The organism is Chimaeribacter sp. YP20170169, from assembly GCF_056739715.1.
In genome coordinates, this window is the sequence record NZ_CP176824.1 from 289,230 (window position 1) to 311,822 (window position 22,593).

General features: G+C 53.6%; 36 protein-coding genes. 29 read left to right on the forward strand and 7 right to left on the reverse strand.

Going from position 1 to position 22,593, the window contains the following annotated elements:
- Positions 1-2: 2 nt before the first annotated feature.
- The 7 genes from gspI to ACK3SD_RS01310 are packed head-to-tail and all read right to left on the reverse strand — an operon-like array spanning position 3 to position 6,862.
- Positions 3-386 carry a type II secretion system minor pseudopilin GspI gene (gspI, locus tag ACK3SD_RS01280; protein WP_481126532.1) on the reverse strand — a complete coding sequence of 128 codons (384 nt, stop codon included), beginning with the start codon at positions 384-386 and terminating at the stop codon, positions 3-5.
- Positions 383-871: a GspH/FimT family pseudopilin gene (locus ACK3SD_RS01285; protein WP_481127597.1), complete on the reverse strand. Its 489-nt coding sequence runs from the start codon at positions 869-871 to the stop codon at positions 383-385. Before ACK3SD_RS01285 ends, gspI begins: the two co-directional genes overlap by 4 nt.
- An 11-nt stretch (positions 872-882) precedes the next feature.
- Positions 883-1,329, reverse strand: coding sequence for a type II secretion system major pseudopilin GspG (gene gspG, locus ACK3SD_RS01290; RefSeq protein WP_481126533.1), 447 nt, complete (start codon positions 1,327-1,329; stop codon positions 883-885).
- A gap of 14 nt (positions 1,330-1,343) precedes the next feature.
- Complete coding sequence (gene gspF, locus ACK3SD_RS01295; protein WP_481126534.1) at positions 1,344-2,552, reverse strand: type II secretion system inner membrane protein GspF; 1,209 nt, start codon at positions 2,550-2,552, stop codon at positions 1,344-1,346.
- On the reverse strand, positions 2,552-4,051 hold the full coding sequence (gene gspE / locus ACK3SD_RS01300) for a type II secretion system ATPase GspE (RefSeq protein WP_481126535.1): 1,500 nt from the start codon (positions 4,049-4,051) through the stop codon (positions 2,552-2,554). Before gspE ends, gspF begins: the two co-directional genes overlap by 1 nt.
- Before the next feature lie 10 nt (positions 4,052-4,061).
- A complete protein-coding gene (gene gspD, locus ACK3SD_RS01305; RefSeq protein ID WP_481126536.1) occupies positions 4,062-6,068 on the reverse strand; it encodes a type II secretion system secretin GspD in 2,007 nt (668 codons plus the stop codon).
- Between the two features lie 5 nt (positions 6,069-6,073).
- Positions 6,074-6,862, reverse strand: coding sequence for a type II secretion system protein N (locus ACK3SD_RS01310; protein WP_481126537.1), 789 nt, complete (start codon positions 6,860-6,862; stop codon positions 6,074-6,076).
- 198 nt (positions 6,863-7,060) lie between these two features.
- On the opposite strand from ACK3SD_RS01310, the gene ACK3SD_RS01315 reads away from it, so the two are divergent.
- The 29 genes from ACK3SD_RS01315 to ACK3SD_RS01455 all read left to right on the forward strand — a co-directional run bounded on the left by ACK3SD_RS01315 (position 7,061) and on the right by ACK3SD_RS01455 (position 22,566).
- The gene (locus ACK3SD_RS01315) at positions 7,061-8,581 is read left to right on the forward strand and encodes an ExeA family protein (protein WP_481126538.1); all 1,521 of its coding nucleotides are present in this window, start codon (positions 7,061-7,063) and stop codon (positions 8,579-8,581) included.
- On the forward strand, positions 8,581-9,069 hold the full coding sequence (locus ACK3SD_RS01320; protein ID WP_481126539.1) for a hypothetical protein: 489 nt from the start codon (positions 8,581-8,583) through the stop codon (positions 9,067-9,069). Before ACK3SD_RS01315 ends, ACK3SD_RS01320 begins: the two co-directional genes overlap by 1 nt.
- 266 nt (positions 9,070-9,335) lie before the next feature.
- Positions 9,336-9,647, forward strand: coding sequence for a 30S ribosomal protein S10 (gene rpsJ, locus ACK3SD_RS01325; RefSeq protein ID WP_001181005.1), 312 nt, complete (start codon positions 9,336-9,338; stop codon positions 9,645-9,647).
- A gap of 32 nt (positions 9,648-9,679) precedes the next feature.
- Positions 9,680-10,309 (forward strand): 50S ribosomal protein L3, encoded by a 630-nt coding sequence (rplC, locus tag ACK3SD_RS01330; protein ID WP_137761951.1) that lies wholly within the window; start codon positions 9,680-9,682, stop codon positions 10,307-10,309.
- An 11-nt stretch (positions 10,310-10,320) separates the two neighbouring features.
- A complete protein-coding gene (gene rplD, locus ACK3SD_RS01335) occupies positions 10,321-10,926 on the forward strand; it encodes a 50S ribosomal protein L4 (protein WP_137761952.1) in 606 nt (201 codons plus the stop codon).
- Positions 10,923-11,225 (forward strand): 50S ribosomal protein L23, encoded by a 303-nt coding sequence (gene rplW / locus ACK3SD_RS01340; RefSeq protein WP_137761953.1) that lies wholly within the window; start codon positions 10,923-10,925, stop codon positions 11,223-11,225. Before rplD ends, rplW begins: the two co-directional genes overlap by 4 nt.
- Before the next feature lie 18 nt (positions 11,226-11,243).
- On the forward strand, positions 11,244-12,068 hold the full coding sequence (gene rplB, locus ACK3SD_RS01345; RefSeq protein WP_137761954.1) for a 50S ribosomal protein L2: 825 nt from the start codon (positions 11,244-11,246) through the stop codon (positions 12,066-12,068).
- Positions 12,069-12,082: 14 nt separating this feature from the next.
- Positions 12,083-12,361 carry a 30S ribosomal protein S19 gene (rpsS, locus tag ACK3SD_RS01350; RefSeq protein WP_002213430.1) on the forward strand — a complete coding sequence of 93 codons (279 nt, stop codon included), beginning with the start codon at positions 12,083-12,085 and terminating at the stop codon, positions 12,359-12,361.
- A 14-nt stretch (positions 12,362-12,375) separates the two neighbouring features.
- Positions 12,376-12,708 (forward strand): 50S ribosomal protein L22, encoded by a 333-nt coding sequence (gene rplV / locus ACK3SD_RS01355; protein ID WP_002223844.1) that lies wholly within the window; start codon positions 12,376-12,378, stop codon positions 12,706-12,708.
- 17 nt (positions 12,709-12,725) lie between these two features.
- Positions 12,726-13,427, forward strand: coding sequence for a 30S ribosomal protein S3 (gene rpsC, locus ACK3SD_RS01360; RefSeq protein WP_137761955.1), 702 nt, complete (start codon positions 12,726-12,728; stop codon positions 13,425-13,427).
- A 12-nt stretch (positions 13,428-13,439) separates the two neighbouring features.
- On the forward strand, positions 13,440-13,850 hold the full coding sequence (rplP, locus tag ACK3SD_RS01365; RefSeq protein ID WP_002438716.1) for a 50S ribosomal protein L16: 411 nt from the start codon (positions 13,440-13,442) through the stop codon (positions 13,848-13,850).
- Positions 13,850-14,041 carry a 50S ribosomal protein L29 gene (rpmC, locus tag ACK3SD_RS01370; protein ID WP_015962144.1) on the forward strand — a complete coding sequence of 64 codons (192 nt, stop codon included), beginning with the start codon at positions 13,850-13,852 and terminating at the stop codon, positions 14,039-14,041. The genes rplP and rpmC overlap by 1 nt, the downstream gene beginning before the upstream one ends.
- Positions 14,041-14,295: a 30S ribosomal protein S17 gene (gene rpsQ / locus ACK3SD_RS01375; protein WP_137761956.1), complete on the forward strand. Its 255-nt coding sequence runs from the start codon at positions 14,041-14,043 to the stop codon at positions 14,293-14,295. Before rpmC ends, rpsQ begins: the two co-directional genes overlap by 1 nt.
- 164 nt (positions 14,296-14,459) lie before the next feature.
- A complete protein-coding gene (gene rplN / locus ACK3SD_RS01380; RefSeq protein ID WP_004388611.1) occupies positions 14,460-14,831 on the forward strand; it encodes a 50S ribosomal protein L14 in 372 nt (123 codons plus the stop codon).
- A gap of 10 nt (positions 14,832-14,841) precedes the next feature.
- Positions 14,842-15,156 carry a 50S ribosomal protein L24 gene (gene rplX, locus ACK3SD_RS01385; RefSeq protein WP_137761957.1) on the forward strand — a complete coding sequence of 105 codons (315 nt, stop codon included), beginning with the start codon at positions 14,842-14,844 and terminating at the stop codon, positions 15,154-15,156.
- Between the two features lie 14 nt (positions 15,157-15,170).
- On the forward strand, positions 15,171-15,710 hold the full coding sequence (gene rplE, locus ACK3SD_RS01390; RefSeq protein ID WP_137761958.1) for a 50S ribosomal protein L5: 540 nt from the start codon (positions 15,171-15,173) through the stop codon (positions 15,708-15,710).
- 13 nt (positions 15,711-15,723) lie between these two features.
- Positions 15,724-16,029 carry a 30S ribosomal protein S14 gene (gene rpsN / locus ACK3SD_RS01395; RefSeq protein ID WP_072933461.1) on the forward strand — a complete coding sequence of 102 codons (306 nt, stop codon included), beginning with the start codon at positions 15,724-15,726 and terminating at the stop codon, positions 16,027-16,029.
- 33 nt (positions 16,030-16,062) lie between these two features.
- A complete protein-coding gene (gene rpsH, locus ACK3SD_RS01400; RefSeq protein ID WP_137761959.1) occupies positions 16,063-16,455 on the forward strand; it encodes a 30S ribosomal protein S8 in 393 nt (130 codons plus the stop codon).
- 14 nt (positions 16,456-16,469) lie between these two features.
- Entirely contained in the window at positions 16,470-17,003 is a 534-nt protein-coding gene (rplF, locus tag ACK3SD_RS01405; protein ID WP_137761960.1) for a 50S ribosomal protein L6, read from the forward strand.
- A gap of 9 nt (positions 17,004-17,012) precedes the next feature.
- On the forward strand, positions 17,013-17,366 hold the full coding sequence (rplR, locus tag ACK3SD_RS01410; RefSeq protein WP_072933456.1) for a 50S ribosomal protein L18: 354 nt from the start codon (positions 17,013-17,015) through the stop codon (positions 17,364-17,366).
- A 14-nt stretch (positions 17,367-17,380) separates the two neighbouring features.
- Positions 17,381-17,881, forward strand: a complete 501-nt coding sequence (gene rpsE / locus ACK3SD_RS01415) for a 30S ribosomal protein S5 (protein ID WP_072933453.1) — start codon at positions 17,381-17,383, stop codon at positions 17,879-17,881.
- A gap of 5 nt (positions 17,882-17,886) precedes the next feature.
- On the forward strand, positions 17,887-18,066 hold the full coding sequence (gene rpmD / locus ACK3SD_RS01420; protein WP_101826675.1) for a 50S ribosomal protein L30: 180 nt from the start codon (positions 17,887-17,889) through the stop codon (positions 18,064-18,066).
- Positions 18,067-18,069: 3 nt separating this feature from the next.
- The gene (rplO, locus tag ACK3SD_RS01425) at positions 18,070-18,504 is read left to right on the forward strand and encodes a 50S ribosomal protein L15 (protein WP_137761961.1); all 435 of its coding nucleotides are present in this window, start codon (positions 18,070-18,072) and stop codon (positions 18,502-18,504) included.
- Between the two features lie 7 nt (positions 18,505-18,511).
- A complete protein-coding gene (secY, locus tag ACK3SD_RS01430; protein ID WP_481126541.1) occupies positions 18,512-19,843 on the forward strand; it encodes a preprotein translocase subunit SecY in 1,332 nt (443 codons plus the stop codon).
- Positions 19,844-19,874: 31 nt separating this feature from the next.
- Positions 19,875-19,991 (forward strand): 50S ribosomal protein L36, encoded by a 117-nt coding sequence (gene rpmJ, locus ACK3SD_RS01435; protein ID WP_012768118.1) that lies wholly within the window; start codon positions 19,875-19,877, stop codon positions 19,989-19,991.
- 146 nt (positions 19,992-20,137) lie between these two features.
- On the forward strand, positions 20,138-20,494 hold the full coding sequence (rpsM, locus tag ACK3SD_RS01440) for a 30S ribosomal protein S13 (RefSeq protein WP_072933445.1): 357 nt from the start codon (positions 20,138-20,140) through the stop codon (positions 20,492-20,494).
- A gap of 16 nt (positions 20,495-20,510) precedes the next feature.
- Positions 20,511-20,900 (forward strand): 30S ribosomal protein S11, encoded by a 390-nt coding sequence (rpsK, locus tag ACK3SD_RS01445; protein ID WP_004929731.1) that lies wholly within the window; start codon positions 20,511-20,513, stop codon positions 20,898-20,900.
- A gap of 30 nt (positions 20,901-20,930) precedes the next feature.
- A complete protein-coding gene (gene rpsD / locus ACK3SD_RS01450; protein WP_137761963.1) occupies positions 20,931-21,551 on the forward strand; it encodes a 30S ribosomal protein S4 in 621 nt (206 codons plus the stop codon).
- Between the two features lie 25 nt (positions 21,552-21,576).
- Positions 21,577-22,566 (forward strand): DNA-directed RNA polymerase subunit alpha, encoded by a 990-nt coding sequence (locus tag ACK3SD_RS01455; protein WP_137761964.1) that lies wholly within the window; start codon positions 21,577-21,579, stop codon positions 22,564-22,566.
- Positions 22,567-22,593 lie beyond the last annotated feature (27 nt).

The window sequence follows — 22,593 nt, forward strand, 5'->3', positions numbered from 1 at the left end:
GGTTATTTCTTCTCGGGCGGCAGTGAAAAGCCATCAAGGGTCAACAGTGGCGCAGACGCGTTGGCATCGGCCCGCACCTCCAGCGAGGTCAGGAGCCGTTGTGCCTCATCCTGTGACACGTTTTGCCGCAGGAACCATGTCTGCCCAGCCATGCTGATCTCTTGCTCTGCCTTGGTGTTCTCTGTGCTCTGTGGCACGAGCCGCTGCTCTGCCAACGCATTGTCTGCCACCCAGTTCGCGATCAGCGTGTCGCGAAAATGGCCAGTAAAACTGACCTGAGCGGTCAGGCTGTTTAGCAGTGCCAGCGCAGCGATGGAGAAGATGGCAAGCGCCAGGATCACCTCCAGGATGGTCATGCCCTGTTGGGAGCGAGCCGCCATACTCATGGTTGTGCCGCCTGTGTCAGGGTCAGAGGAAGCGTGCCGCCCGCGCTGAGGGTGCAGCAGAGCGCATCCGGCGAGGAGAAGCGCAGCTCAAACGGCGTGATGCTGCCATCCGGTGTAAACAGAATCTGGGATGCCTCGGTGGACGATGTCAGCAACGCCACCTCTTCGTCTGCGGCGAATTCCCCCTGCATTGACATACGTTCTGACTCCACCGGCACCCATGCCCGCAGGGTGGCATCCGGCACCAGCGGCAGCGCACTCTCCAGAATGGTGAAGCGATAGCCAGACGGTGTCAGGGCCAGCCGCAGTGGCCGGCCAGCCAGCGTCGCGCGTGAGGAGGCATACTCCATCAGCGTTTTCATCTGCTCCGCCCGCGCATAGAGCGGGTGATGATCTGGCAGGGTCATCGTCACCACGAGTGCGGTGCCAGCAAAAATCGCCAGCACCAGCATTATCTCCAGCAGCGAGAACCCATTTAACGTCATCCGGGACAAGGTTATTTATCCTTCACTGCCCAGTTGGTGATGTCATCACCGGTATTCGGCTCGCCATCCGGGCCAGCGGAGAAGAGATCGAGCGCCCCATGATCGCCAGGGCTGAGCAACATGTAGTCGTTGCCCCACGGATCAGCCGGCAGGCGTTTGATATAGCCACCCTGACGGTAATTGGTCGGCACCGGGCTGATCTCCGGCTTGCTGACCAATGCCTCCAGTCCCTGCTCGGTGGTGGGGTAGCGGTGGTTATCGAGCTTGTACATATCCAGGGCATTTTCCAGCGCCACAATGTCACTGACCGCCTTTTGCTGGTCGGCCCGCTCCTTATTGCCCATCAGGTTCGGCACCACCAGCGCCGCCAGGATGCCTAGAATGACGATTACAACCATCAGCTCCATCAAGGTAAAGCCGCGTTGTGTTGAAGAGGTAGAGCGAATCGCTTTTGACATGGTATGGGTTCCGTTTAACTGACCAAATTATTGAGTTGAAGAATGGGTTGTAGAATTGCCATCACGATGAACAGGACAATGCTGGCCATGCTGACAATCAATGCCGGTTCAAACAGGGAGAGCGCCATCGCCAGGCGCTGCTGCATCAGCTGATCCTGATTGTCAGCTGCGCGCGCCATCAGCTCGCCCAAGCGGCCGCTCTGCTCCCCGGAGGCGATCATATAAAGCATCATTGGCGGGAAAAGCTGGGTCTGCTCCAGCGCCTTGAAGAGAGCGTTACCCTGACGCACACTCTCCGCCGCTTGGGTCAGCAGCAGATTGATGCGCAGGTTGGTTACCCCGGCGGCCGCAATGTTCATTGCCTCCAGCAGCGGGACGCCACTGGTTTGCAGGATGCTGAGCGTGCGTGCATAACGGGCGCTGTTGATCGCCCGAATCAGCGGCCCAATCACGGCCGGGCGCAATAGCTGGTGATGGAAGCGCATACGGTGCTGCGGGTGGCGCAGCATCAGCTTGCCGCCGACAATCCCCAGCAGCAGCACCACGCTGGCAGGTAGCCAGGCCGTCTGCAAAGCGCTGGAGACCGAAATCAAGATGCGCGTGGTCACAGGCAGCGCCTGCTTCATATGCACAAACTGCTCAATGATCTGCGGCACCACGGCGACCAGCAGAATAGTGATCACCAGAATCGCCACCAGCGTCAGCATCAGCGGATAGATCATTGCCTGAGTAAATTTGCTTTTGAGCTGTTGGCGGATCTCGTTGTAGTCCGCCATCTTCTCCAGCACTGGGCCTAGCTGACCGGTGCGCTCGCCCGCCGTGACAAGCGTGCAGAACATAGGATCGAAGAGGCGCGGATAGTCGCCGAGCGCATCAGCCAGCGTATGCCCCTCCACCACTTTGCTACGCACCGTTTTCAGGACGGTCGCCAGCGCCGGATGGTCGGTCTGCCGCGCAATAACTTCCAGCGCCGACTCTAGCGGCAGTGAGGCGTTAATCAGGGTTGCCAGCTGGCGGGAGAAGAGCGACAGCGTTGCGGTAGGCACCCGTGCCCCCCGGCGGCGGCCAGTGGTTGGCAACAGGCCACTCGCCGTTACAATCTCCAGCGGGGTGAGGTTTTGCTCTCGCAGCAGGCGACGTACGTCGCGTGGCGACGTCGCTTCCAGTCGGCCGCGCACGGTTTTGCCAGCAGGCGTGACAGCCCGGTATGCGAAGCGGCCCATTATATTGCCTCCCCGGCCGCGCCATCTTGCTCGGTGGTCACCCGCAGTACCTCTTCAACCGTGGTGTCGCCGGTTATTGCCTTCAGCAGGCCATTTTCCCGCAGGCTGCGGCTGCTTCCACGGACGATCTTCTCAATGCCCAGCTCGTCCTGATTCTGGTAGATCGCCTGTCGCAGCGCGTTATCTACGGTCAGGCACTCATGGATGGCCGCCCGGCCGCGGTAGCCGGTAAAGCGACAGGACGGGCAACCCACGGCTTGATAGATATGGGGCGGCGGCGCGGGCAGGAAAGCAAACAGCGGCGCTTGCGCAGCAGGCAAGGGGACTTGCTGGGCACAGGTCGGGCAGAGCCGACGCACCAGTCGCTGGGCCACCACGCCCAGCAGGGAGGAGGCAAGCAGGAAGGGCTCCAGCCCCATGTCCCGCAGCCGGGTAATGGCACCTACCGCGCTGTTGGTGTGCAGGGTCGACATCACCAGGTGGCCGGTCAATGAGGCTTGCACCGCAATCTGGGCAGTTTCGTTATCACGGATTTCCCCCACCATCACGACATCCGGGTCCTGGCGCAGGATGGCCCGCAGGCCGAGGGCGAAGGTCATCTCCACGCGTGGGTTGACCTGCGTCTGGCCAATGCCCTCCAGTTCATACTCAATCGGGTCTTCCACCGTGAGAATGTTGCGCTCATGGTTGTTTAGCGCGGCCAGCAGGGCGTAGAGCGTGGTGCTTTTCCCAGAACCCGTCGGGCCGGTCACCAGCAAAATGCCGTGCGGCTTGGCGATTAGCGAGGTCAGGGTATGCTGGTCAGCCGGCGACAGCCCGAGCTGGTCGACACTCAAGCAGAGGTTGTTTTTGTCCAGCAGGCGCATCACCACCCGCTCGCCATACTGGGCCGGGATGGTGGAGACGCGGATATCAATGGCGCGATGCCCGAGGGTCAAGGAGATGCGGCCATCCTGCGGTAACCGTTTCTCCGCGATATCCAGCCGCGCCATCACCTTGATGCGCGATACGATAAAGGGCGCCAGCTTGCGCGCCGGTTGCAGAATCTGGCGCAACACGCCATCGACACGAAAACGGATGCTGAGGCTGCGCTCAAAGGTTTCGATATGGATATCGGACGCCCCCTCTTTCACCGCTTCCGCCAGCACGGCATTGATTAACCGGATAATCGGCGAGTGCTCATCGCTGGCTAGCAGATCCTCGTTATCCGGCAGATCTTCGGACAGAGACAGCAGGTCGATGCCGCTGCTCAGGTCACTCATAATCTGCTGGGACGCGCCGCTTTGATGCCCATAGGCGGCCGAGAGCCGCTCATCGAACTCTGCCTCACTGAGCTGCACCACCTCGCTGATCCGTCCGGCCACGCGCTGCGCTTCCAGCAGGGCCTCGGCGCTGACCGTCATCCGGCAGTAGAACTGCTCCCCAATGCGTGCCACGCCATGCTGCTTGGCGTAGAGATAAGGCAGGGGCAGGGCTGTCGCGTCGTCTGGATATTCCATCTCTGCCCCCTTATCCGTGGAACGGATTACGTGGGCCGCCGGCGGTCGGCTCTGCAACCTTGACCGGCGCAGCGGGCGCGATCGGCACGGTCGAGGGCTGGATCTTGGCGGGATAGTCCGGCAGCACCGTACGTTGGCCCGCGCGGATCGGCAGGTCATTACTCTCCTCTTCCTGACGCGCTTGCTGAATTTTGCGGAAGTTTGAGTACTTCTGGTTGGAGAGCGAGGTGTAGATGTCATCATCCCGGATGATGGTTGGCCGGATGAAGACCATCAGATTACGTTTGCTACTCTCCGTGTTGGTGTAACGGAAAAGATTGCCCACCCACGGGATGTCGCCGAGCAGCGGCACTTTCGATTTCGACTCTTTCGTACTGTCATCCAGCAGGCCACCCAGCACCACGGTTTCACCCGTGCGCACCAGTACCGCGTTATGGATGGTGCGAGTGTTGAAGGTTGGGCCAAGTGAGGAGTTGGTGGAGGTATCCACGCTGGAAACCTCTTGCTCAATCTCCATTAGGACAGAGTCGCCCTCGTTAACCTGCGGCGTGACCTTCAGCTTGGTGCCGACAGTTTTGTAGACCACGCTGTTGAAGACGTTGTCACCGGAGGTGGTCTGCGAACCTGAGAGGGAAGGGACTTCCTGGCCGACATTGAAGGAGGCCTCTTTATTGTCGAGGGTTACAATGCTTGGGGTGGCCAGAATGTCATTCTTATTGCTGGTGGCCAGTGCGGTCAGCAGCACATTCCAGTCACCTTTGAAGAAACCAGCCGCCATGCCGTTGAATGTACTCATGGTGTCAGAGAGCGGATTGTCACTGCTGATCACGCCATCACGTTGGTACTGACGCACGCCAGCCGCCACCTTAGAGATCGGGGCACCGGTGCCAGTAAATTGGGTACCGCCAACCTGATTATTGCTCCACTGGATGCCGAGGTTCAGCCCATTGCCATCCTGCACCTCAACAATGATTGCCTCCACCAGCACCTGTGCCCGGCGAATGTCCAGCTTCGCGATCACCTGCTCCAGCGACTGCATCACGTCTGGCTGGGCCGTGATCACGATCGAGTTGGTTTGCTCATCGGCGGTGATGCTCATCGGCTTGCTGGCTGCCGGGGCGGCTTCAGCAGCTTTGCCCTCTTTTAGCTCCTTGCTGATGCCAGTCAGCACCGGCACGATTTTGTCCGCCTTGGCATAGCGCAGGTAGAACACCTTGGTATTGCCCTGATTGACATCATTCTGGTCGAGTTGGTTGATGAGCTTGACCGCGTGGCGGCGAACGCCTTCCGGCCCACTGACCACCAATGTATTGGTGCGCTCATCGGCCACTACCTTGGCCTGAAGAATATTGGCCGACTGTCCCTTGGACTCTTCGCGCACCAGATCGTTGACCAGCTTTGCCATCTCAGAGGCGGAGCCGTAGCGCAGCTTGACGGTTTCCCGCTGCTGGTAACCCATCATGTCCACCCGCTCCACCAGATCGATCAGGCGGTTGACCACCGAGGCACGCCCGGTCAGCAGCAGGGCATTGGCGGGTTCGTAATGCACCACATTGCCGACGCCGGTACTATCGTTCAATTGACGCAGCAGGGGCGCCAGTTCGCGCACCGGCACATTGTTTAACGAGATCACCCGAGTGATGATCTCATCCCCACGGCCTGGCTTGCCCTTATCCGCCAACGGGATACCTGCGGCCTTAGCATTCGCCGTGCGCACCACTTTCAGCAGGCCATTATCCATTGGCACTACCGCATAGCCGTAAATATCCAGCACACTTAAGAAGAATTGGTAGTACTGATCTTCATTCAGAATGTCATAACTTTTGACGGAAATATTTCCCTGAACGGCAGGATCGATAAGTATCGTTTTATTCAGGTTCTTACTAACGGTATTGATAAATTCTTTAATATCCGTCTCTTTGAAATTAGCCGTAAAATCTGCCGCCTGCAAAAAGGCAGGAATAAACAGCAGCGGCAAGCAAATGCCATTGACGAGGCGAGTGAATGTAAAAGCCATGGTGTTTACTCATCCGATGAGGATTCAATACTATCCAGGTTAATAGAGATGTGTTGAGGTATTTGCTCTCTCAATACTGTAAATTTTGCCTCCCGCAAGACCCCCAACGCTGAAACTGCCGCTTTGGCACTGACCTCATCCTGAATGGACTGGTCATTTATTTTTATAATGACATCATCCTTAAGTAATCCAATTTTTCTATATACCAGACTATTTTCTTTGGGATTAACGCGATACCCCAACAGTTTGCCTTTACTATAAACAGGGTTCAGGGCCAGATAGGCAGCCAGAGGCTGACCTGATGAGGCCAACTGGCCATCGCCCGTGGCTGACCCCTCTGTTTCCAGATAGAGCGTAGCCAGGCGCTCCCCCTCTTGCAGGATCACCTGATTGGCGCTGATCTCCTTGATGAGCCACGACCCGGTGCCTACAATCGTCTCGCCGATGCGGTAGCTCTCCTCGCTTTGTGGCCCGGCAATAATGGCCAGCGCCCGCGATGGATCGCTACTGGCCATCAGGCCTTTCAGCGTCAGCGCTGGCATGGATGCGACAGGCACAGCCCGAGCCGATGAGAAGCCTGTTAAAGATTCGGCGGCAAACAGGCCCTCGGGGAGCGAACCCAATGAGAACTGATTCAGTTCAATTTTATTATTGGCCGTGTCGGGTGTTATTTTAGTGATAATTAACATTGTTAAATGGATGCATAAAATTAAGAGGAGTGCCGCAACTAACATTAACAATATATTTAACAGTTCACCCCTGGAAAAAAGGGAGCGCATCAAATTATTATGCATATGACGCTAATCTTCTAATGATGATGTTTATGATGGCTAATAATTAGGCTATGATAGCTCCCAATGTTGCTCTATGCAATTCAACTCCAGCCTTATGCCATGAATAAATTGTTATAAATCGTGAAACATGATTTCCTGATAAATAAATTTCCTTTGATTTATTTGCCGTGGTTATGCTTATACGCAGGATTGTGACAAATGTATTGCCAATATTTTAATATGTCGATAAATCCTTTCAGCGGCAAAGGGTTTTATTATAACGCGCGCCTTTCGGCCGCCGTCACGTATCTGCAGCACCAAATCACGCTGGGGGGCTGCATCCTTATTGAGGGCAAGCCCGGTACCGGTAAATCAGCCCTGGCCGCGCAACTGGTCAGCCAGAGTGGCAGAAAGCCGCTGGCTCTGACCGCCGCTGTCGATGGGCAGGCGGGGGGAATCGGTAGGTGGTTGCTCACGGCGTTGGGCATTGATGACAATCCGGCACTCAACCCGGCACAACGGGTGTTGAAGGTGATGGAACACTTCAACGCTACCGCGTCCCGTGGGACGCAGTGGCTGGTGACGATTGATCAGGCGGAGGCGCTGTCGGTTGAGAGTTACCATTTTCTCTATGCACTCCAGAGTGGGATCTCCTCGCCCCATGTCACTTTCTTGCTGATTGGCCAGGCGCGCAAAATGGCCGCCATTGCGCCACGTGCCTTACTGCGTCGGCTGATCCTCACGCGTTATCGGCTCCAGCCAATGAGTGCAGCGGAAAGCCGGGCATTCATCGTTGAGCAATTGGCCGCCGCGGGGGTAGAGCAGCCGCTGTTCAGCGAACCCGTCCTTCGGATGGCCCATCAGGCCGCTGGCGGTAAGCCCGCCCTATTAAAGGCCATCACCCATGCGGCCCTGACGGTGGCCTATGCCGAACGAAGCGAGACAGTGACCCGTCGCCAGATGGGCATTGCGTTGCACGCGTTGGGTCTGTCTGCCGGTAGCCGACGGGGATTGGCGATGTGGCTGCTGCTCTCTGCGCTGATCGCTGGTACGCTGGGCTGGACCTATTACAACTCCCTCCAACCGTGGTTGCCGTTGCCCAGCTGGCTAACGCCATCGCCGCCGGAAGTTCCTGCTCCGGCGCCCCGCATTGAGGATCAACAGAGTGGCCCTCAGGAGGGAATGAGCCAGCTGTTCCATGTCTGGGGCTACCGTGTGGAGCCCGCAGAGGCGTACTGCGATCAGGCCGAGCGTGCGCAGCTCATCTGCCAGAAAAGCCAGGAGACGCTGGATGCAATGGTGGCGAATGGAATGCCGTGGATGGGCAGCCTGAAGGTAAATGACCGACTGATCTATATCACGGTGGTGAAAGTAACGGATAGCGACGTGGATGTCCTAATTCACGATCAGACCTGGACGCTGAAACGTGATTGGTTCAGCCAGGTCTGGCAGGGCGATGCCGTCCAGCTGTGGCCGCTGACCCCTGAGGGTAAAAGTCAGGTGGGGCGTACCAGCTCTGCTCAAGATATCGCCTGGCTTGATAAGGCCCTCAGCGACATCCTTCAGCTTTCGCCCGCCCGTCGACCAGTATGGGGAAGCGCGCTGAGAAACCGCATCAAACAGTTCCAGCAACGCGAAAACCTGAAGGCGGATGGTGTGGTTGGGTTGAGCACATTATTGGCGATCGCCAAAGCGCAGGGCACACAGCCCTTATTAGTGACAGAGGATAAGGGCAAGTAATGCAAAATATTCATCTGGCAGCCTACCAGAGCCAGCTGGCAGGGCAGGGCGTCAAAGTCAAAAGGGCAGCGAGCCACTGGCGGGCATTGGCCTGGCGTATGGCACTGTGGGGGCTTTACCTGCTGCTGATTGCCTTGGCGGGTGGCTATCACCATATGATGTGGGATGCCTGGCAGCAGCATCTCCATCCAGTCGTGATAAAAGAGACGCCCTTGCCATATCAACAATCGACGTTGCACTACATCTATAAGGATAGGGTATTGCCTGAAGAGGACATACCGACTGATAAAGAGCTGCTTCCTTACCATGATTCAAGCGACAGCGATGAGATAGGGGAGGGCGCGGACGACGACGAGATTCTGGAAGACCCGGGCCCTGCACCCGTAACGCTCAAGGAGCAGCTGCTAAAAGCGTTGCAAGAACAACAGCAAGAGGAGCGTCAGCAAAAAGCCATTAGCGCGGTTGACCCATTCGCACCAGCCGAGTAACACATCTCCCCGCCGGGATGCGCAAAATAAAAGCAATTTTTGCACGATGGAGGTTGCTTCCCGGCGGCGTTTCCGTATAATGCGCGGGCTTACCTAATCTTGGTAGGTCTGATTCGTTGCGGATCAGTAACCATGTCATCATGCATGACTGGTTAACAATACTCCCGATATGGGGGTTATATGCTGAACGATTACACTCCCCCATCAATCGAAATGGGTGTGAGGAGTAATTATTTACGTTTATAAATAATTGGAGCTCTGGTCTCATGCAGAACCAAAGAATCCGTATCCGCCTGAAAGCGTTTGATCATCGTCTGATCGATCAATCAACCGCGGAAATCGTCGAGACTGCTAAGCGCACTGGTGCGCAAGTCCGTGGTCCGATCCCGCTGCCGACCCGCAAAGAGCGCTTCACCGTTCTGATCTCCCCGCACGTCAACAAAGATGCGCGTGATCAGTACGAAATCCGCACTCACAAGCGTCTGGTTGACATCGTTGAGCCAACCGAGAAAACCGTTGATGCTCTGATGCGTCTGGATCTGGCTGCCGGTGTAGACGTGCAGATCAGCCTGGGTTAATCAGGTCATTGAGCGATTGAGAGGTTGAAACAATGATTGGTTTAGTCGGTAAAAAAGTGGGTATGACCCGCATCTTCACAGAAGAAGGCGTTTCTATCCCTGTAACCGTTATCGAAATTGAAGCAAACCGCGTTACCCAGGTTAAAGATCTGGACAACGACGGCTACCGCGCTATCCAGGTTACCACTGGTGCTAAAAAAGCAAACCGTGTAACCAAACCGGAAGCGGGTCACTTCGCTAAAGCTGGCGTTGAAGCTGGCCGCCTGCTGCGTGAATTCCGTCTGTCAGAAGGCGAAGAGTTCACTGTTGGTCAGAGCATTAGCGTTGAAATTTTCGCTGACGTCAAAAAAGTAGACGTTACCGGTACTTCTAAAGGTAAAGGTTTTGCTGGCACTGTTAAGCGCTGGAACTTCCGTACCCAAGACGCTACCCACGGTAACTCCTTGTCTCACCGCGTTCCGGGTTCTATCGGTCAGAACCAGACTCCGGGCAAAGTGTTCAAAGGCAAGAAAATGGCAGGCCAGCTGGGTAATGAGCGCGTAACCGTTCAGAGCCTGGACGTAGTACGTGTTGACGCTGAGCGCAACCTGCTGCTGGTTAAGGGTGCTGTTCCGGGAGCTACCGGTAGCAACCTGATCGTTAAACCAGCTGTTAAAGCGTGAGGAGCCAGGTAATGGAATTAGTATTGAAAGACGCGCAGAGCGCGCTGACTGTTTCCGAAACCACCTTCGGTCGTGATTTTAACGAAGCGCTGGTTCACCAGGTTGTTGTTGCTTACGCAGCAGGCGCCCGCCAGGGTACTCGCGCGCAGAAAACTCGCGCTGAAGTAACCGGTTCTGGCAAAAAACCGTGGCGTCAGAAAGGCACCGGCCGTGCGCGTTCTGGTTCTGTAAAGAGCCCGATCTGGCGTTCTGGTGGCGTGACCTTCGCTGCGAAACCGCAGGACCACAGTCAAAAAGTAAACAAAAAGATGTACCGCGGCGCGCTGAAAAGCATCCTGTCCGAGCTGGTACGTCAAGATCGTCTGATCGTTGTCGAGAAGTTCTCTGTTGAAGCACCGAAAACCAAGCTGCTGGCACAGAAACTGAAAGACATGGCGCTGGAAGACGTGCTGATCATCACCGGTGAACTGGACGAGAACCTGTTCCTGGCTGCCCGTAACCTGTACAAGGTTGACGTGCGTGATGTTGCTGGCATCGACCCAGTTAGCCTGATCGCCTTCGACAAAGTGGTTATGACTGCTGATGCTGTGAAGCAAGTTGAGGAGATGCTGGCATGATCCGTGAAGAACGTCTGCTGAAAGTACTGCGCGCGCCACACGTTTCTGAAAAAGCGTCTACTGCGATGGAAAAAACCAACACCATCGTTCTCAAAGTTGCTAAAGACGCGACCAAAGCAGAAATCAAAGCTGCCGTGCAGAAACTGTTTGAAGTCGAAGTTAATGATGTTCGCACCCTGATCGTTAAAGGGAAAGTGAAGCGTCATGGACAGCGTATCGGTCGTCGTAGCGACTGGAAAAAAGCTTACGTCACCCTGAAAGAAGGCCAGAATCTGGACTTCATCGGCGGCGCAGAGTAAGTCGGAGGAGTAAGAACAATGGCAATTGTTAAATGTAAACCTACATCTCCGGGTCGTCGCCACGTTGTTAAAGTGGTTAACCCTGAGCTGCACAAGGGTAAACCTTATGCCCCGCTGCTGGAAAAACTGAGCAAAAGCGGTGGTCGTAACAACAATGGCCGTATCACCACCCGTCATATCGGTGGTGGCCACAAGCAACACTATCGTCTGGTTGACTTCAAACGCAACAAAGACGGTATCGCTGCAGTGGTTGAGCGTCTGGAGTACGATCCGAACCGTTCCGCGAACATCGCGCTGGTTCTGTACAAAGACGGCGAACGCCGTTACATCCTGGCGCCGAAAGGCCTGAAAGTGGGTGATCAGATTCAATCTGGCGTTGATGCGGCAATCAAGGCGGGTAACACCCTGCCGATGCGCAACATCCCGGTTGGTTCAACGGTTCACAACGTAGAGATGAAACCGGGCAAAGGCGGCCAGCTGGCTCGCTCTGCAGGTGCCTACGTTCAGATCGTTGCACGTGATGGTTCCTACGTTACCCTGCGTCTGCGCTCCGGCGAAATGCGCAAAGTTCTGGCTGACTGCCGCGCTACTCTGGGCGAAGTCGGTAACGCAGAACACATGCTGCGTGTCCTGGGTAAAGCAGGTGCTGCACGTTGGCGTGGTGTTCGTCCTACCGTTCGCGGTACTGCGATGAACCCAGTCGATCACCCGCACGGTGGTGGTGAAGGTCGTAACTTTGGTAAGCACCCGGTAACTCCGTGGGGCGTTCAGACCAAAGGTAAGAAGACCCGTAGCAACAAGCGTACTGATAAATTCATCGTACGTCGCCGTAGTAAAAAATAATTAGAGGATAAGCCATGCCACGTTCTCTCAAGAAAGGTCCATTTATTGACCTGCACTTGCTGAAGAAGGTAGAGAAAGCGGTGGAAAGCGGAGACAAGAAGCCAATTCGCACTTGGTCCCGTCGTTCAACGGTCTTTCCAAACATGATCGGTTTGACCATCGCTGTCCATAATGGTCGTCAGCACGTACCGGTATTTGTTTCCGACGAAATGGTCGGTCACAAGCTGGGTGAATTTGCGCCGACCCGTACTTATCGCGGCCACGCGGCCGATAAAAAGGCCAAGAAGCGCTAAGGTAGGAGGAAGAGATGGAAACTATCGCTAAACATCGCCACGCTCGTTCTTCTGCTCAGAAGGTTCGCCTTGTTGCTGACCTGATTCGCGGTAAGAAAGTGTCGCAAGCTCTGGAAACACTGACCTACACCAACAAGAAAGCTGCTGGTCTGGTTAAGAAAGTGCTGGAGTCTGCCATTGCTAACGCAGAACACAACGATGGCGCTGACATCGATGATCTGAAAGTTACGAAAATCTTCGTAGACGAAGGCCCGAGCATGAAGCGCATTATGCCGCGTGCAAAAGGTCGTGCAGATCGTATCCTGAAGCGCACCAGCCACATCACTGTGGTTGTGTCCGATCGCTGAGACTCTGGAGACTAGCAATGGGTCAGAAAGTACATCCTAATGGGATCCGACTGGGTATTGTCAAACCTTGGAACTCTACCTGGTACGCGAATACCAAAGAATTCGCTGACAACCTGGACAGCGACTTTAAAGTTCGTCAATACCTGACGAAAGAACTGTCGAAAGCCTCCGTCTCTCGCATCGTGATCGAGCGTCCGGCTAAGAGCATCCGTGTGACCATTCACACCGCTCGCCCGGGCATCGTAATCGGTAAGAAAGGCGAAGACGTCGAAAAACTGCGCAAGGTCGTAGCGGACATCGCTGGCGTGCCGGCGCAGATCAACATCGCCGAAGTTCGTAAACCAGAACTGGACGCAAAATTGGTTGCTGACAGCATCACTTCTCAGCTGGAACGTCGCGTTATGTTCCGTCGTGCTATGAAGCGTGCTGTACAGAACGCAATGCGTCTGGGCGCTAAAGGTATCAAAGTTGAAGTAAGCGGCCGTCTGGGCGGCGCTGAAATCGCGCGTACCGAATGGTACCGTGAAGGTCGTGTTCCGTTGCACACCCTGCGTGCGGACATCGACTACAACACCTCCGAAGCGCACACCACTTATGGTGTTATCGGCGTAAAAGTGTGGATCTTCAAAGGTGAGATCCTGGGTGGTATGGCTGCCGTTGAACAACCGGAAAAACCGGCTGCTCAACCTAAAAAGCAGCAGCGTAAAGGCCGCAAGTAAGGAGAGTCGCTGATGTTACAACCAAAGCGTACAAAATTCCGTAAGGTGCACAAAGGCCGCAACCGTGGCCTGGCGCAAGGTACGGATGTGAGCTTCGGCACTTTCGGTCTGAAAGCTGTTGGCCGTGGTCGCCTGACTGCTCGTCAAATTGAAGCAGCACGTCGTGCGATGACCCGTGCAGTTAAGCGTCAAGGTAAGATCTGGATCCGTGTATTCCCGGACAAACCGATTACCGAGAAGCCGCTGGAAGTTCGTATGGGTAAAGGTAAGGGTAACGTAGAGTATTGGGTAGCCCTGATCCAACCTGGTAAGGTTCTGTACGAAATGGACGGCGTGCCGGAAGAGCTGGCCCGTGAAGCGTTCAAGCTGGCAGCAGCTAAACTGCCTATCAAAACCACCTTTGTAACTAAGACGGTGATGTAATGAAAGCACAAGAGCTGCGCGAAAAGAGCGTTGAAGAGCTGAACACTGAGCTGCTCAACCTGCTGCGTGAGCAATTCAATCTGCGCATGCAGGCAGCAAGTGGCCAGCTGCAACAGACTCACCTGTTGAAGCAAGTGCGCCGTGATGTCGCACGTGTGAAGACTTTACTGACTGAGAAGGCGGGCGCGTAATGAGTGACAATATCCGTACTCTGCAAGGTCGTGTTGTCAGTGACAAGATGGAAAAATCCATCGTTGTTGCGATTGAGCGTTTTGTGAAACACCCGATCTACGGTAAATTCATCAAACGTACGACCAAGCTGCACGTTCACGACGAGAACAACGAATGCGGTATCGGTGACGTGGTAGAAATCCGCGAATGCCGTCCGCTGTCTAAGACTAAATCTTGGACGCTGGTTCGCGTTGTAGAGAAAGCGATTCTGTAATAGAGTAGCGCTCTCAAATACGATAAACGGCTCAGGAAATGAGCCGTTTATTTTTTCTACCCATTATTTGGAAGCAGTGTTATAATGCTGCGCCCTCATTTTGGGGCTTTTAAATGACCTATCATGGGTCCTAAAGTAGTAGTTGACATTAGCGGAGCACTAACATGATCCAAGAACAGACTATGCTGAACGTGGCCGACAACTCCGGTGCACGTCGCGTAATGTGTATCAAGGTTCTAGGTGGCTCGCACCGTCGCTACGCAGGCGTCGGCGATATCATCAAGATCACCATCAAGGAAGCAATTCCTCGTGGCAAGGTGAAGAAAGGCGATGTGCTGAAGGCGGTAGTGGTGCGCACCAAGAAGGGTGTACGTCGCCCGGACGGTTCTGTCGTTCGCTTCGATGGCAATGCTTGTGTTCTGTTGAACAACAACAGCGAGCAGCCAATCGGTACGCGTATTTTTGGGCCGGTAACTCGTGAACTGCGTTCTGAAAAGTTCATGAAAATCATCTCTCTGGCACCAGAAGTACTCTAAGGAGCGAATCATGGCAGCGAAAATCCGTCGCGATGACGAAGTTATCGTGCTGACCGGCAAAGATAAAGGTAAGCGCGGTAAAGTTAAAAGTGTCCTGTCTGCTGGTAAGGTCATTGTAGAAGGTATCAACCTGGTTAAGAAACATCAGAAGCCGGTTCCGGCCCTGAACCAACCAGGTGGCATCGTTGAAAAAGAAGCCGCTATTCAGGTTTCCAACGTTGCACTTTACAATGCGGCTACCGGCAAGGCTGACCGTGTAGGCTTTAGATTCGAAGACGGTAAAAAAGTCCGTTTCTTCAAGTCTAACAGCGAAACTATTAAGTAATTTGGAGTAGTACGATGGCGAAACTGCATGATTACTACAAAGACGAGGTAGTCAAGCAACTGATGTCTCAGTTTGGCTACAATTCTGTCATGCAAGTCCCTCGGGTCGAGAAGATCACCCTGAACATGGGTGTTGGTGAAGCGATCGCTGACAAGAAACTGCTGGATAACGCAGCAGCTGACCTGGCAGCAATCTCCGGCCAAAAGCCGCTGATCACCAAAGCACGCAAATCTGTTGCAGGCTTCAAAATCCGTCAGGGCTATCCGATCGGCTGTAAAGTAACTCTGCGTGGCGAACGCATGTGGGAGTTCTTTGAGCGTCTGATTTCCATTGCTGTACCGCGTATCCGTGACTTCCGTGGCTTGTCCGCTAAGTCCTTCGACGGCCGTGGTAACTACAGCATGGGCGTGCGTGAACAGATCATCTTCCCGGAAATCGACTATGACAAAGTCGATCGCGTTCGTGGTTTGGATATTACCATTACCACCACTGCGAAATCCGATGATGAAGGCCGCGCACTGCTGGCTGCCTTTAACTTCCCGTTCCGCAAGTAAGGTAGGGTTACTAATGGCTAAGCAATCCATGAAAGCACGCGAAGTCAAGCGCGTGAAATTAGCAGACAAATTCTTTGCTAAACGCACAGAACTGAAAGCTATCATCTCTGATGTGAACGCTTCCGACGAAGATCGTTGGGACGCCGTTCTCAAGCTGCAGACTCTGCCGCGTGATTCCAGCCCGTCACGTCAGCGTAACCGCTGCCGTCAAACTGGTCGTCCGCACGCTTTCCTGCGGAAGTTCGGGTTGAGCCGTATTAAGGTCCGTGAAGCCGCTATGCGCGGTGAAATCCCGGGCCTGAAAAAGGCTAGCTGGTAATTGTCACCAATTGAATCACGGGAGTAAAGACAGATGAGCATGCAAGATCCGATCGCGGATATGCTGACCCGTATCCGTAACGGTCAGGCCGCGAACAAAGTTGCGGTCACCATGCCTTCCTCCAAGCTGAAAGTGGCGATTGCCAACGTGCTGAAGGAAGAAGGTTTTATTGAAGATTTCAAAATCGAAGGCGACGCCAAGCCTGTTCTGGAACTGGTACTGAAGTACTTCCAGGGCAAGGCAGTGGTAGAAAGCATTCAGCGTATCAGCCGCCCAGGTCTGCGCATCTATAAGAAAAAAGATGAGCTGCCGAAAGTTATGGCCGGTTTGGGTATTGCTGTCATTTCTACCTCTAAAGGTGTTATGACCGATCGTGCAGCTCGCCAGGCTGGTCTTGGTGGCGAGATTATCTGCTACGTAGCTTAATTCGGGAGGAAAGAATGTCTCGTGTTGCAAAAGCACCCGTCGTCATTCCTGCCGGCGTAGAGGTAAAACTCAACGGTCAGGTTATTTCGATTAAGGGTAAAAACGGCGAGCTGACTCGTACTATCCACAGCTCCGTTGAAGTTAAACAGGAAGAAAACGCACTGACTTTCGCTCCGCGTCAGGGTGCTGTTGACGGTTGGGCCCAAGCGGGTACCACTCGTGCTCTGTTGAACGCAATGGTAGTTGGTGTTACCGAAGGCTTCACCAAGAAGCTTCAGCTGGTAGGTGTTGGTTATCGTGCAGCCGTAAAAGGCAACGTGGTGAATTTAGCCCTGGGCTTCTCTCACCCGGTCGAACACGAACTGCCAGCAGGCATCACTGCTGAGTGTCCGACTCAAACTGAAATCGTGCTGAAAGGCGCTGATAAGCAGGTGATCGGTCAGGTTGCAGCAGACCTGCGTGCCTACCGCCGTCCTGAGCCTTACAAAGGCAAAGGTGTCCGTTACGCCGACGAAGTCGTGCGTACCAAAGAGGCTAAGAAGAAGTAAGGTAACACTATGGATAAGAAATCTGCTCGTATCCGTCGTGCGACCCGCGCACGCCGCAAGCTCAAAGAATTGGGCGCGACTCGCCTGGTGGTACATCGTACCCCGCGTCATATTTACGCACAGGTCATCGCTCCGAACGGTTCTGAAGTATTGGTAGCCGCTTCTACTGTAGAAAAGGCTATCACTGAGCAACTGAAGTATACCGGTAACAAAGATGCTGCTGCAGCTGTAGGTAAAGCTATTGCTGAGCGCGCTCTGGAAAAAGGCATCAAAGATGTATCCTTTGACCGTTCCGGTTTCCAATATCATGGTCGAGTCCAGGCACTGGCAGATGCTGCCCGTGAAGCTGGCCTTCAGTTCTAAGGTAGAGGTGTAAGATGTCTCACATCGAAAAACAAGCTGGCGAACTGCAGGAAAAGCTGATCGCGGTAAACCGCGTATCTAAAACCGTAAAAGGTGGCCGTATTTTCAGCTTTACCGCACTGACTGTAGTTGGTGATGGTAACGGTCGCGTTGGTTTTGGCTACGGCAAAGCACGCGAAGTTCCGGCAGCGATCCAGAAAGCGATGGAAAAAGCCCGTCGCAACATGATGAATGTCGCGCTGAACAGCGGCACCCTGCAGCACCCTGTTAAAGGTGCGCATACGGGTTCCCGTGTGTTCATGCAGCCGGCTTCCGAAGGTACCGGTATTATTGCCGGTGGTGCAATGCGCGCCGTCCTGGAAGTCGCAGGGGTACACAACGTATTGGCTAAAGCCTATGGTTCCACCAACCCGATTAACGTGGTTCGTGCAACTATCGACGCTCTGGCGAATATGAAGTCCCCAGAAATGGTCGCTGCCAAGCGTGGTAAATCCGTTGAAGAAATTCTGGGGTAATAACCATGGCAAAGACTATTAAAGTAACTCAAGTTCGCAGCTCTATTGGCCGTTTGCCGAAACACAAGGCAACTCTGGTTGGTCTTGGTCTGCGTCGCATTGGTCACACCGTAGAGCGCGAGGATACTCCTGCTGTACGCGGTATGATCAACCTGGTTTCCTACATGGTTAAAGTTGAGGAGTAACAGATGCGTTTGAATACTCTGTCTCCGGCTGAAGGTGCCAAGCAAGCGCCGAAGCGTGTAGGTCGTGGTATTGGTTCTGGCCTGGGTAAAACCGGCGGCCGTGGTCACAAAGGTCAGAACTCTCGTTCTGGCGGTGGCGTACGTCGTGGTTTCGAAGGTGGTCAGATGCCTCTGTACCGTCGTCTGCCGAAATTCGGCTTCACTTCTCGCAAAGCTATGATCACGGCAGAAGTTCGTCTGTCTGAACTGGCTCAAGTAGAAGGCGATGTTATCGACCTGAACACGCTGAAAGCCGCTAACGTAGTTGGTACTCAGATTGAATTCGCTAAAGTTATGCTGTCTGGCGAAATCAATCGTGCAGTAACTGTACGTGGTCTGCGTGTCACCAAAGGCGCTCGTGCTGCTATCGAAGCTGCTGGCGGTAAAATTGAGGAATAAGTAGCAGATGGCTAAGCAACCAGGATTAGATTTTCAAAGTGCTAAAGGTGGACTTGGCGAACTGAAGCGCAGACTTTTGTTTGTTATCGGGGCGCTCATAGTTTTCCGTATCGGCTCTTTCATTCCGATTCCTGGTATCGATGCCACTGTGCTTGCGAAATTGCTCGAGCAGCAGCGTGGCACCATCATTGAAATGTTCAACATGTTCTCTGGTGGTGCCCTTAGCCGTGCCTCTATCTTTGCCTTGGGTATCATGCCGTATATTTCGGCATCGATTATTATCCAACTGCTCACGGTGGTTCATCCAGCGTTAGCAGAGATAAAGAAAGAAGGGGAGGCTGGCCGTCGTAAGATAAGTCAGTACACCCGTTATGGCACGCTGGTATTGGCTATATTCCAGTCCATCGGTATTGCTACCGGACTGCCGAATATGCCTGGTATGCAAGGTCTGGTAATCAATCCAGGCTTTGCGTTCTATTTTACCGCTGTAGTGAGCCTGGTTACCGGAACGATGTTCCTCATGTGGCTTGGCGAACAGATTACTGAACGCGGTATCGGCAACGGTATCTCAATCATAATCTTTGCTGGTATTGTGGCTGGTCTCCCACCGGCGATTGCAAATACCATTGAGCAAGCTCGACAAGGCGACCTGCACTTCCTTCTGTTGCTGTTGGTTGCAGTTTTAGTGTTTGCGGTGACTTTCTTCGTGGTGTTTGTCGAGCGTGGTCAACGTCGTATCGTTGTCAACTACGCTAAGCGCCAACAAGGCCGTCGCGTTTATGCAGCACAGAGTACGCACTTACCGCTGAAAGTGAACATGGCAGGGGTTATCCCGGCAATCTTCGCATCAAGCATCATCCTGTTCCCGGCCACGATTGCATCATGGTTTGGGGGCGGAACCGGTTGGAACTGGCTGACGACAATTTCGCTGTATTTGCAGCCTGGACAACCGCTTTATGTGTTACTCTATGCGACTGCGATCATCTTCTTCTGTTTCTTCTACACGGCGTTGGTCTTCAACCCGCGTGAAACAGCAGATAACCTGAAGAAGTCCGGTGCATTCGTGCCAGGAATTCGTCCGGGAGAGCAAACGGCGAAATACATCGATAAAGTGATGACTCGTTTGACCTTAATTGGCGCCCTGTACATTACTTTTATCTGCCTTATCCCGGAGTTCATGCGTGACGCAATGAAAGTACCTTTCTACTTTGGCGGTACTTCACTGTTAATTGTTGTTGTTGTCATCATGGACTTTATGGCTCAAGTGCAAACTCTGATGATGTCTAGTCAGTACGAGTCTGCATTGAAGAAAGCAAACCTGAAAGGCTATAACCGCTAACAGGTGAGTTGAGAAGTTACGGAGAGTAAAAATGAAAGTTCGTGCTTCCGTCAAGAAATTATGTCGTAACTGCAAAATCGTTAAGCGTAACGGTATCGTTCGTGTGATTTGCAGCGCCGAGCCGAAGCATAAACAGCGTCAAGGCTGATTATCTCGCATATTTTTCTTGCAAAGTTGGGTTGAGCTGGCTAGATTAGCCAGCCAATCTTTTGTATGTCGCTGCAACACTATTTGAGTATCCTGAAAACGGGCTTTTCAGAATGGTGTTGCCGTATAAAAATGTAGGAGTGCATAGTGGCCCGTATAGCAGGCATTAACATTCCTGATCAAAAACATACCGTAATCGCATTAACTTCGATCTATGGTATCGGTAAAACCCGCTCACAGGCTATCTGTGCAGCTGCGGGTATTGCTGAAAATGTTAAGATCAGTGAGCTGTCTGAAGAGCAAATCGATAAGCTGCGTGACGAAGTTGCCAAGTTTGTTGTCGAAGGTGATCTGCGTCGTGAAGTTACCCTGAGCATCAAGCGTCTGATGGACCTTGGTACTTATCGTGGTTTGCGTCATCGTCGTGGTCTGCCGGTTCGCGGTCAGCGTACTAAGACCAACGCACGTACCCGTAAGGGTCCGCGCAAACCGATCAAGAAATAATCGGGGTGATTGAATAATGGCAAAGGCACCTGTTCGTACACGTAAGCGTGTAAGAAAACAAGTCTCTGACGGCGTGGCTCATATCCATGCTTCTTTCAACAACACCATTGTTACCATTACTGATCGTCAGGGTAATGCTTTGGGTTGGGCAACAGCTGGTGGTTCCGGTTTCCGTGGTTCTCGTAAGTCCACTCCGTTCGCAGCTCAGGTTGCGGCAGAGCGCTGCGCTGATGCAGTGAAAGAATACGGTATTAAGAACCTGGAAGTTATGGTTAAAGGACCTGGTCCGGGCCGTGAGTCTACTATCCGCGCTCTGAACGCGGCTGGTTTCCGCATCACTAATATTACTGATGTGACTCCGATCCCTCATAACGGTTGTCGTCCGCCGAAAAAGCGTCGCGTATAACGCTGCTTTTAGGATTGTTGGAGAAAGAAAATGGCAAGATATTTGGGTCCTAAGCTCAAGCTGAGCCGTCGTGAGGGCACAGACCTGTTCCTTAAGTCTGGCGTTCGCGCGATCGATTCCAAGTGTAAGATTGAACAAGCTCCTGGTCAGCATGGTGCGCGTAAACCGCGTCTGTCTGACTACGGTGTGCAGTTGCGTGAAAAGCAGAAAGTTCGCCGTATGTATGGCGTGCTGGAGCGTCAGTTCCGTAACTATTATAAAGAAGCAGCACGTCTGAAAGGCAACACCGGTGAAAACCTGTTGCAACTGCTGGAAGGTCGTCTGGACAACGTTGTTTACCGTATGGGCTTTGGTGCTACCCGCGCTGAAGCACGCCAGCTGGTAAGCCATAAAGCCATCATGGTCAATGGTCGCGTTGTTAACATCGCTTCTTATCAGGTATCTCCGAATGACGTAGTCAGCATCCGTGAGAAAGCTAAAAAGCAATCTCGCGTTAAGGCCGCTTTGGAGCTGGCTGAGCAGCGTGAAAAGCCAACTTGGCTGGAAGTTGATGCTGCTAAGATGGAAGGTGTGTTCAAGCGTATTCCTGAACGTACCGATCTGTCTGCGGACATTAACGAACACCTGATCGTCGAGCTTTACTCCAAGTAAAGCTTAGTACCAAAGAGAGGACACAATGCAGGGTTCTGTGACAGAGTTTCTAAAACCGCGCCTGGTAGATATCGAGCAAGTCAGTTCGACGCACGCCAAGGTGACCCTTGAGCCGTTAGAGCGTGGCTTTGGCCATACTCTTGGCAACGCACTGCGCCGTATTCTGCTTTCATCCATGCCGGGTTGCGCGGTGACCGAGGTTGAGATTGATGGTGTACTGCATGAGTACAGCACCAAAGAAGGCGTACAGGAAGATATCCTGGAGATCCTGCTCAACCTGAAAGGGCTGGCGGTGAGAGTTCAAGGCAAAGATGAAGTTATTCTTACCCTGAATAAATCTGGCATTGGCCCTGTGACTGCAGCCGACATCACCCATGATGGTGATGTCGAAATCGTCAAGCCGCAACATATTATCTGTCATCTGACCGATGAGAACGCTGCTATCAGCATGCGTATCAAGGTTCAGCGTGGCCGTGGATATGTGCCGGCGTCTGCCCGAATTCATTCGGAAGAAGATGAGCGCCCGATCGGTCGTCTGCTCGTTGACGCCTGCTACAGCCCTGTAGAGCGTATCGCCTACAATGTTGAAGCAGCGCGTGTTGAGCAACGTACTGACCTGGATAAGCTGGTCATCGAGATGGAAACCAACGGTACGATCGATCCTGAAGAGGCGATCCGTCGTGCGGCGACCATTTTGGCTGAACAACTGGAAGCTTTCGTTGACTTACGTGATGTACGTCAGCCGGAAGTGAAAGAAGAGAAGCCTGAGTTCGATCCGATCCTGCTGCGCCCTGTTGACGATCTGGAATTGACTGTCCGCTCTGCTAACTGCCTTAAGGCAGAAGCTATCCACTACATCGGTGATCTGGTACAGCGTACCGAGGTTGAGTTGCTGAAAACGCCAAACCTGGGTAAAAAATCTCTTACTGAGATTAAAGACGTGCTGGCCTCCCGTGGTCTGTCTCTGGGCATGCGCCTGGAAAACTGGCCGCCGGCAAGCATTGCTGACGAGTAACCGGATCACAGGTTAAGGTTTTACTGA

Excerpts from the sequence above, each read along its gene's own strand:
- rplD (WP_137761952.1), top strand. The coding sequence starts at position 10,321 with ATGGAATTAGTATTGAAAGACGCGCAGAGCGCGCTGACTGTTTCCGAA.
- rpsE (WP_072933453.1), top strand. The coding sequence starts at position 17,381 with ATGTCTCACATCGAAAAACAAGCTGGCGAACTGCAGGAAAAGCTGATC.
- rpsK (WP_004929731.1), top strand. The coding sequence starts at position 20,511 with ATGGCAAAGGCACCTGTTCGTACACGTAAGCGTGTAAGAAAACAAGTC.
- rplP (WP_002438716.1), top strand. The coding sequence starts at position 13,440 with ATGTTACAACCAAAGCGTACAAAATTCCGTAAGGTGCACAAAGGCCGC.
- gspE (WP_481126535.1), bottom strand. The coding sequence starts at position 4,051 with ATGGAATATCCAGACGACGCGACAGCCCTGCCCCTGCCTTATCTCTAC.
- ACK3SD_RS01315 (WP_481126538.1), top strand. The coding sequence starts at position 7,061 with ATGTATTGCCAATATTTTAATATGTCGATAAATCCTTTCAGCGGCAAA.
- gspI (WP_481126532.1), bottom strand. The coding sequence starts at position 386 with ATGAGTATGGCGGCTCGCTCCCAACAGGGCATGACCATCCTGGAGGTG.
- rplW (WP_137761953.1), top strand. The coding sequence starts at position 10,923 with ATGATCCGTGAAGAACGTCTGCTGAAAGTACTGCGCGCGCCACACGTT.
- ACK3SD_RS01455 (WP_137761964.1), top strand. The coding sequence starts at position 21,577 with ATGCAGGGTTCTGTGACAGAGTTTCTAAAACCGCGCCTGGTAGATATC.
- ACK3SD_RS01320 (WP_481126539.1), top strand. The coding sequence starts at position 8,581 with ATGCAAAATATTCATCTGGCAGCCTACCAGAGCCAGCTGGCAGGGCAG.
- rpmJ (WP_012768118.1), top strand. The coding sequence starts at position 19,875 with ATGAAAGTTCGTGCTTCCGTCAAGAAATTATGTCGTAACTGCAAAATC.
- gspG (WP_481126533.1), bottom strand. The coding sequence starts at position 1,329 with ATGTCAAAAGCGATTCGCTCTACCTCTTCAACACAACGCGGCTTTACC.
- rpmD (WP_101826675.1), top strand. The coding sequence starts at position 17,887 with ATGGCAAAGACTATTAAAGTAACTCAAGTTCGCAGCTCTATTGGCCGT.
- rpsQ (WP_137761956.1), top strand. The coding sequence starts at position 14,041 with ATGAGTGACAATATCCGTACTCTGCAAGGTCGTGTTGTCAGTGACAAG.
- ACK3SD_RS01310 (WP_481126537.1), bottom strand. The coding sequence starts at position 6,862 with ATGCATAATAATTTGATGCGCTCCCTTTTTTCCAGGGGTGAACTGTTA.
- rpsD (WP_137761963.1), top strand. The coding sequence starts at position 20,931 with ATGGCAAGATATTTGGGTCCTAAGCTCAAGCTGAGCCGTCGTGAGGGC.
- rpsC (WP_137761955.1), top strand. The coding sequence starts at position 12,726 with ATGGGTCAGAAAGTACATCCTAATGGGATCCGACTGGGTATTGTCAAA.
- rplR (WP_072933456.1), top strand. The coding sequence starts at position 17,013 with ATGGATAAGAAATCTGCTCGTATCCGTCGTGCGACCCGCGCACGCCGC.
- gspD (WP_481126536.1), bottom strand. The coding sequence starts at position 6,068 with ATGGCTTTTACATTCACTCGCCTCGTCAATGGCATTTGCTTGCCGCTG.
- rpsN (WP_072933461.1), top strand. The coding sequence starts at position 15,724 with ATGGCTAAGCAATCCATGAAAGCACGCGAAGTCAAGCGCGTGAAATTA.
- rplB (WP_137761954.1), top strand. The coding sequence starts at position 11,244 with ATGGCAATTGTTAAATGTAAACCTACATCTCCGGGTCGTCGCCACGTT.
- rpsS (WP_002213430.1), top strand. The coding sequence starts at position 12,083 with ATGCCACGTTCTCTCAAGAAAGGTCCATTTATTGACCTGCACTTGCTG.
- rpsH (WP_137761959.1), top strand. The coding sequence starts at position 16,063 with ATGAGCATGCAAGATCCGATCGCGGATATGCTGACCCGTATCCGTAAC.
- secY (WP_481126541.1), top strand. The coding sequence starts at position 18,512 with ATGGCTAAGCAACCAGGATTAGATTTTCAAAGTGCTAAAGGTGGACTT.
- rplX (WP_137761957.1), top strand. The coding sequence starts at position 14,842 with ATGGCAGCGAAAATCCGTCGCGATGACGAAGTTATCGTGCTGACCGGC.
- rplV (WP_002223844.1), top strand. The coding sequence starts at position 12,376 with ATGGAAACTATCGCTAAACATCGCCACGCTCGTTCTTCTGCTCAGAAG.
- rplC (WP_137761951.1), top strand. The coding sequence starts at position 9,680 with ATGATTGGTTTAGTCGGTAAAAAAGTGGGTATGACCCGCATCTTCACA.
- rplO (WP_137761961.1), top strand. The coding sequence starts at position 18,070 with ATGCGTTTGAATACTCTGTCTCCGGCTGAAGGTGCCAAGCAAGCGCCG.
- gspF (WP_481126534.1), bottom strand. The coding sequence starts at position 2,552 with ATGGGCCGCTTCGCATACCGGGCTGTCACGCCTGCTGGCAAAACCGTG.
- rplN (WP_004388611.1), top strand. The coding sequence starts at position 14,460 with ATGATCCAAGAACAGACTATGCTGAACGTGGCCGACAACTCCGGTGCA.
- rpsJ (WP_001181005.1), top strand. The coding sequence starts at position 9,336 with ATGCAGAACCAAAGAATCCGTATCCGCCTGAAAGCGTTTGATCATCGT.
- rplF (WP_137761960.1), top strand. The coding sequence starts at position 16,470 with ATGTCTCGTGTTGCAAAAGCACCCGTCGTCATTCCTGCCGGCGTAGAG.
- rpmC (WP_015962144.1), top strand. The coding sequence starts at position 13,850 with ATGAAAGCACAAGAGCTGCGCGAAAAGAGCGTTGAAGAGCTGAACACT.
- rplE (WP_137761958.1), top strand. The coding sequence starts at position 15,171 with ATGGCGAAACTGCATGATTACTACAAAGACGAGGTAGTCAAGCAACTG.
- ACK3SD_RS01285 (WP_481127597.1), bottom strand. The coding sequence starts at position 871 with ATGACGTTAAATGGGTTCTCGCTGCTGGAGATAATGCTGGTGCTGGCG.